The organism is Actinobacillus minor NM305, assembly GCF_000175195.1.
In the GTDB taxonomy this organism is placed as follows: domain Bacteria; phylum Pseudomonadota; class Gammaproteobacteria; order Enterobacterales; family Pasteurellaceae; genus Haemophilus_A; species Haemophilus_A minor.
Genome location: NZ_ACQL01000148.1, coordinates 1 through 6,618, shown reverse-complemented (window position 1 = coordinate 6,618; position 6,618 = coordinate 1). Strand labels below are relative to the sequence as shown.

At 41.3% G+C, this 6,618-nt stretch carries 8 protein-coding genes; all 8 read right to left on the bottom strand.

Features of this window, described 5'->3' with window-relative positions; translation table 11 throughout:
* Window positions 1-89: 89 nt before the first annotated feature.
* A complete protein-coding gene (gene fusA / locus AM305_RS10390) occupies window positions 90-2,195 on the bottom strand; it encodes an elongation factor G (protein WP_005825844.1) in 2,106 nt (701 codons plus the stop codon).
* A 94-nt stretch (window positions 2,196-2,289) separates the two neighbouring features.
* Window positions 2,290-2,760, bottom strand: a complete 471-nt coding sequence (gene rpsG / locus AM305_RS10385; RefSeq protein WP_005825842.1) for a 30S ribosomal protein S7 — start codon at window positions 2,758-2,760, stop codon at window positions 2,290-2,292.
* Between the two features lie 131 nt (window positions 2,761-2,891).
* Window positions 2,892-3,266: a 30S ribosomal protein S12 gene (gene rpsL, locus AM305_RS10380; RefSeq protein WP_005543325.1), complete on the bottom strand. Its 375-nt coding sequence runs from the start codon at window positions 3,264-3,266 to the stop codon at window positions 2,892-2,894.
* A gap of 121 nt (window positions 3,267-3,387) precedes the next feature.
* A complete protein-coding gene (rfaC, locus tag AM305_RS10375) occupies window positions 3,388-4,347 on the bottom strand; it encodes a lipopolysaccharide heptosyltransferase RfaC (RefSeq protein ID WP_005825840.1) in 960 nt (319 codons plus the stop codon).
* A 37-nt stretch (window positions 4,348-4,384) separates the two neighbouring features.
* Window positions 4,385-4,633 carry an FAD assembly factor SdhE gene (locus AM305_RS10370; protein ID WP_005825838.1) on the bottom strand — a complete coding sequence of 83 codons (249 nt, stop codon included), beginning with the start codon at window positions 4,631-4,633 and terminating at the stop codon, window positions 4,385-4,387.
* A gap of 8 nt (window positions 4,634-4,641) precedes the next feature.
* A complete protein-coding gene (gene ispH / locus AM305_RS10365; RefSeq protein ID WP_005825836.1) occupies window positions 4,642-5,586 on the bottom strand; it encodes a 4-hydroxy-3-methylbut-2-enyl diphosphate reductase in 945 nt (314 codons plus the stop codon).
* Window positions 5,587-6,162 (bottom strand): signal peptidase II, encoded by a 576-nt coding sequence (gene lspA, locus AM305_RS10360; RefSeq protein ID WP_005825835.1) that lies wholly within the window; start codon window positions 6,160-6,162, stop codon window positions 5,587-5,589.
* Complete coding sequence (glnB, locus tag AM305_RS10355; protein WP_005821282.1) at window positions 6,162-6,500, bottom strand: nitrogen regulatory protein P-II; 339 nt, start codon at window positions 6,498-6,500, stop codon at window positions 6,162-6,164. Before glnB ends, lspA begins: the two co-directional genes overlap by 1 nt.
* Window positions 6,501-6,618 lie beyond the last annotated feature (118 nt).

Genomic DNA, 6,618 nt, shown 5'->3' with positions numbered 1-6,618 from the left:
TTTGTACGTTCAAATTTTTCTTTAGACACTTTGATAGCTTCCTAAAAAATGAGCCACAACCCTATGCTATGGCTCAGGTTTAACATAAATTATTTAGCTTTACGCGCTTCAATGATTGCATCAGCAACGTTTTTCGGTGCTTCAGCATATTTTAATGGTTCCATTGAGTATGATGCACGACCTTGTGTTTGTGAACGTAAGTCTGTTGCATAACCAAACATTTCTGAAAGTGGAACTTCAGCATTGATTTTAACAACGAACTCGTTCGCTTCTTGGCCGTTTACCATTGCACGACGACGGCTTAAGTCACCGATTACATCACCCACGTAGTCTGGTGGAGTTTCTACTTCAACTTTCATGATTGGCTCAAGTAGAACTGGGTTTGCTTTAGCGAACGCTGCTTTAAACGCTAATGACGCTGCTAATTTGAACGCTAATTCTGATGAGTCAACATCATGGTATGAACCGAAGTGTAAGCGAACACCGATATCAACTACAGGGTAACCTGCTAATGGACCAGATTTAAGTTGTTCTTGGATACCTTTATCAACCGCAGGGATATATTCACCAGGGATTACACCACCTTTGATTTCGTTCACGAACTCGTATCCAGGACCTTCTGCGTCTAATGGGTATAAGTCGATAACAACATGACCGTATTGACCACGACCACCTGATTGTTTCGCATGTTTACCTTCAACATCATTAACGCGTGTACGGATTGTTTCACGGTAAGATACTTGTGGTTTACCGATGTTTGCTTCCACTTTGAATTCACGTTTCATACGGTCAACGATGATATCTAAGTGTAACTCACCCATACCTGAAATGATGGTTTCGCCTGACTCTTCATCTGTGTGAACACGGAATGAAGGGTCTTCTTGTGCTAAACGACCTAACGCTAAGCCCATTTTCTCTTGGTCAGCTTTAGTTTTTGGTTCTACCGCAACAGAGATTACTGGCTCTGGGAATTCCATACGCTCAAGGATGATTGGTGCATCTTGTGCACATAATGTATCACCTGTACCAACATCTTTTAAGCCGATTGCCGCAGCGATATCGCCCGCACGAACTTCTTTGATCTCTTCACGTTTGTTTGCGTGCATCTGTACGATACGACCGAAACGTTCACGTTTTTGTTTTACAGAGTTATAAACTGTATCACCAGAGTTAATTACACCTGAGTACACACGGAAGAAGGTTAAGTTACCTACGAATGGGTCAGTTGCAATTTTAAATGCTAATGAAGCAAATGGTTCATCATCGCTTGCGTGACGCTCACCTTCAGTTTCATCTTCGTTGATACCTTTGATCGCTGGGATATCAGTTGGTGCCGGTAAGTAATCGATTACCGCATCAAGCATTGCTTGAACACCTTTGTTTTTGAATGCAGAACCACAGCAAACAGGGATTACTTCGCCTGCTAATACACGTTGACGTAATGCTGTTTTGATCTCTTCTTCAGATAATTCTTCGCCTGAGAAGAATTTTTCCATTAACTCTTCTGATGCTTCAGCTGCTGCTTCAACAAGGTTGTTACGCCATTCTTCACACGCTTCTACCATATCTGCTGGGATATCTTCGTATGTGAATGTCATACCTTGGTCAGCTTCGTTCCAGTTGATTGCTTTCATTTTGATTAAATCAACCACACCTTTGAAGTTTTCTTCAGAACCGATTGGAAGTTGAAGAGGAACAGAGTTACCACCTAAACGTGTTTTAATTTGCTCAACAACACGTAAGAAGTTTGCACCTGTACGGTCCATTTTGTTTACGAACGCAATACGTGGTACTTTATATTTGTTAGCTTGACGCCATACTGTTTCAGATTGTGGTTGAACACCACCTACCGCACAGTAAACCATTACCGCACCATCAAGAACACGCATTGAACGTTCTACTTCGATAGTGAAGTCCACGTGTCCCGGAGTATCGATAACGTTGATACGGTGTTGTGGATATTGTTGTGACATACCGGACCAGAATGCTGTTGTTGCAGCTGAGGTGATAGTGATACCACGCTCTTGTTCTTGTTCCATCCAGTCCATCGTCGCTGCACCATCGTGTACTTCACCGATTTTGTGACTTACACCTGTATAGAAAAGGATACGCTCAGAGGTAGTTGTTTTACCTGCGTCGATGTGAGCACTGATACCGATATTACGATAGCGCTCAATAGGAGTTACACGAGCCATTATTATTACCTTATTTGGAATCTAATATGAATTTATAGCAATAGGCTTCATCACAACCATTGAGATGAAGCCTCTAATATGAGTTACTAACCGATTACCAACGGAAGTGAGCAAACGCTTTGTTAGCTTCAGCCATACGATGAACGTCTTCACGTTTTTTCACTGCTGAGCCTTTGTTGTCTGCTGCATCTGATAATTCGTTTGCTAAACGTAATGCCATTGATTTGTCACCACGTTTACGAGCTGCTTCAACGATCCAACGCATTGCTAAAGCGTTGCGACGAGTTGGACGAACTTCTACTGGTACTTGGTAAGTAGAACCACCAACACGGCGAGATTTAACTTCAACAGTTGGACGAACGTTTTCAAGTGCAACTTCAAAAGCTTCTAACGCTTCTTTACCAGAACGTTGAGCTAATGTTTCTAATGCACCGTAAACGATAGCTTCTGCAGTAGATTTTTTACCATCTACCATTAAAACATTAATAAATTTTGCAAGTAATTCAGAACCGAACTTTGGATCTGGAAGAATTTTGCGAGGTTCAATACGACGACGACGTGGCATTGTAAATACTCCGTTTATATTATTCAGGATATTCCAAAACTCATCTATTGTGACTAAATAATCACGATTGACTGGAGTTTATGGTATAAATTTAAAAATTTAGACGTTTGGCCTTACTTAGCGGAGATCCATTAAGCTTTAGGACGTTTAACGCCGTATTTAGAACGACCTTGTTTACGGTCTTTAACGCCTGCACAGTCAAGTGCACCACGTACAGTGTGATAACGCACACCCGGTAAGTCTTTAACACGACCACCACGGATTAATACAACACTGTGTTCTTGAAGGTTATGACCTTCACCACCGATATAAGAAGTTACTTCAAAACCGTTTGTTAAGCGGATACGACATACTTTACGTAACGCTGAGTTTGGTTTTTTAGGAGTTGTAGTATATACACGAGTACATACACCACGTTTCTGCGGGCAAGCCTCTAATGCAGGAACGTTGCTTTTTACAACCTTTTTCACACGCGGTTTGCGTACTAGCTGGTTGATAGTTGCCATTAATAAAGCTCCAGTTAAAATTATTAAAAATAAGATTAAAATAGCCTTTCATACTTGAAAGGACAGTAAATTTTAGATTGATAACGATCAAATGTCAAGCATCGAATAAAGCGCTTATTGATTAACGAATGATCAAATCTTCTAATGTCTGCAACACCCGATAGGGCATTAAGTTATCCATGTTTTGCCCTTTTAAATAGTGCTGGTTTTTGCCATAAGCGCCTATTAGTTTGGGATCGGTTGCACCGTATAAAATCACATTTGGCTTATCAAGTGCGGCGGTTAAATGGCTCAATCCCGTGTCCACTGACACTACCGCTTTGGCACCTGCAAGCTGCTCGGCTAATGTCGATAACGACATTTTAGGTAAAACCACAACATTAGGCGAAATTTTTGCCAGACGTTCTGCTCGAGATTTTTCAGCTTCATTTCCCCAAGGTAATCGCACTTCCAACTCTCGCATACTTAATTCTTGCAATAATTCTGTCCAATAGCTCTCTTTCCAATGCTTATCTTCTCTCGTTGTAGCATGAATGGCGACAATGTAAGCGGTTGAATTCTCGGATTTTTTTGCAAAATGTGAAGCAATGCTATAATCACCGATATCTTGAGGTCTTTCATACCCTAAAGCCATGGAAAATAAAGTTCGAATTCGCTCAACTGCGTGTTGTTGGTAAGGAATATCAAAGGTTTTATCGTAAAATAAGCTACTCAACCCTTCACGCGCCGAATGTTTGTCGTACCCATATTTCACGCCTTGAGCCAATTTCGTAACCAGCACAGCACTTTTAATCAGCCCTTGTGCATCAATAACCGCATCGTATTTTTCTGCTTTTAACTCAGAGTGAAATTGCTGCCACTCGCGCCACGTTTGAGCAGAAAAGAGATGCTTGCGCCAACGGCGAATTGCCACCGGAATTACACGATTTACCGCCGTATGCCAACGGGGAATTTCCGCAAAATTTTCTTCCACAACCCAATCAAACTGAATATCAGGGCTTGCCTTTTGCGCATCGGTTAAAGCAGGCAAAGTATGAATCACATCGCCCATTGAGGAGGTTTTTACAACCAAAACTTTCATCAAATTTATCTTCAAATTTTTGTACTAAGACAACAAACTAACGATCGATCTTACTTCGCATCAGCTCAATCAAATCAGTCATCTTTTGCGTTGGTGCCGGAAGTTGGTGCATGACCCAGCGGAATAATTCCGGATCGGGATAAGTCAGCATTTCAGCAAATGTTTGCTGTTGCGCTTCGGTTAAGCTCTCAAAGTGATTTTGATAAAACGGCATAATCATTTTATCTAATTCACGCATCCCTCTACGACACGCCCATTCCAGTTTAAAGCGGTTAATTTCTGCCATTTTTTTACCTATTTTACTTCGTTAATCCGTAATTCTTTTGGCACTTCAAAGAACATATTTTCTTCTAAGCCTTCTAAGTTTGCGACTTCGGTTACGCCCAATGTTTTTAAGTGGCTAATCACCGATTGCACTAACACTTCCGGTGCAGAAGCACCGGCGGTAATCCCTATCGTTTCAACACCCTCTAACCAATTTGGATCAATATCTTCAGCGCCATCAATCAGCTGCGATTTCACGCCCATACGGCTCGCCAACTCCGCCAAACGGTTCGAATTAGATGAATTTTTAGAACCAATCACCAAGACTAATTGCGACTGTTTTGCCAACTCTCTTACGGCTTGTTGTCGATTGGTGGTCGCATAACAAATGTCATTTTTACGAGGTCCTTGAATTGCCGGATATTTTGCTTTCAAAGCCTCAATCACACCGCTTGTATCATCAATGGAGAGCGTTGTTTGCGTCATAAAGGTTAATTCATCATCATTTGAAACCGGTAAATTCGCAATATCTTCTACCGATTCCACTAAATAAATGCCACCTGCTTTGTTGTCATACTGCCCCATTGTGCCTAGCACTTCAGGATGTCCTTCGTGTCCGATTAAAATTGCTTTTGTTCCTTTTTTGCTGGCACGTGCAACTTGCATATGCACTTTCGTTACCAACGGACAAGTAGCATCGAACACCTTCAATGCACGGCGTTTAGCTTCTTGGCGAACGGCTTGAGAGACACCGTGAGCCGAAAAGATCACAATCGAGTCGTCCGGCACTTCGTATAATTCTTCAACAAAGATTGCCCCTTTCGCTTTTAAACCGTCCACCACAAAACGGTTATGTACCACTTCGTGGCGAACATAAATCGGCGCACCATGAATTTCTAAGGCTAATTCTACAATTGAAATCGCACGATCAACACCGGCACAAAATCCTCTCGGATTGGCTAATAAAATCTTCATCTAATCACTCTTTTTCTTCTTCGCTTCGATTAATGAAGCAATCACTAACAACCCTGCGCCCACAGAAATGGCAATATCCGCCACATTAAAAGTCGCAAAATGGTAGCCGTCCCAATTCCAATAAAAATCTAAAAAGTCCACCACATAGCCTTGGCAAACATTCAATTTGTTATAAGGCTCGTTAGGAATAATGTTAAATAAACTACACTTATCAACAGCACGATCTATAGCGTTGCCTATCGCTCCCCCAATGATCAGCGCATATGCAGCATTTTCCCATTTTTTGACCGCTTGATCGCCCTTATTGCGATATAACATCACAACCAAAGCGCAAGAAATCACAATTGCTAAGCCTAAAAAGAAATGGGTTTGCCAGCCATCGTGATTGGCAAGAAAGCTAAATGCCGCACCATAATTACGGGCATAGGTTAAATTAAAGATAGGCAACACATTCACTGTTTCGTAAAGTTGGAAATGATTGATAACGACATATTTTGTCCACAAATCAACCACAATAACCACTAAACTTAACCAAAGCCACGCTAATCCTGTTTTTTTGACGAATGTATTAACCATTAAAGTGCGTCCTCATTCTCTTCGCCGGTACGAATACGGATCGCACGCTCCACATCATACACAAAGATTTTTCCATCACCGATTTTGCCTGTTTGTGCAACATCAATAATCGCTTCAATACAGTCATCTACTTGCTCATCGGCAACCACAACTTCCACTTTGACTTTCGGAAGGAAATCAATGGCATATTCCGCTCCACGATAAAGTTCAGTATGTCCTTTTTGTCTGCCAAAGCCTTTAACTTCGCTTACCGTCATACCGGTAATACCTGCATCGGTTAATGCTTCACGCACATCATCTAACTTAAAAGGTTTAATAATTGCTTCAATTTTTTTCATTTTTTACCCTAATTGAATTTTTGGAATATGTTGAGCAAAATCAGCAACAGATTCTGCCCTTTTCAAATAAGAAAGGAAGTGAAATAATTTTGCTCTGCTCTGCTCTGCTCTGCTCTGC

What these genes read in the sequence shown, in the direction of transcription:
- glnB (WP_005821282.1), bottom strand. Translation starts at nt 6,500, where the DNA reads ATGAAAAAAATTGAAGCAATTATTAAACCTTTTAAGTTAGATGATGTG.
- rpsL (WP_005543325.1), bottom strand. Translation starts at nt 3,266, where the DNA reads ATGGCAACTATCAACCAGCTAGTACGCAAACCGCGTGTGAAAAAGGTT.
- fusA (WP_005825844.1), bottom strand. Translation starts at nt 2,195, where the DNA reads ATGGCTCGTGTAACTCCTATTGAGCGCTATCGTAATATCGGTATCAGT.
- rfaC (WP_005825840.1), bottom strand. Translation starts at nt 4,347, where the DNA reads ATGAAAGTTTTGGTTGTAAAAACCTCCTCAATGGGCGATGTGATTCAT.
- rpsG (WP_005825842.1), bottom strand. Translation starts at nt 2,760, where the DNA reads ATGCCACGTCGTCGTCGTATTGAACCTCGCAAAATTCTTCCAGATCCA.
- lspA (WP_005825835.1), bottom strand. Translation starts at nt 6,162, where the DNA reads ATGGTTAATACATTCGTCAAAAAAACAGGATTAGCGTGGCTTTGGTTA.
- AM305_RS10370 (WP_005825838.1), bottom strand. Translation starts at nt 4,633, where the DNA reads ATGGCAGAAATTAACCGCTTTAAACTGGAATGGGCGTGTCGTAGAGGG.
- ispH (WP_005825836.1), bottom strand. Translation starts at nt 5,586, where the DNA reads ATGAAGATTTTATTAGCCAATCCGAGAGGATTTTGTGCCGGTGTTGAT.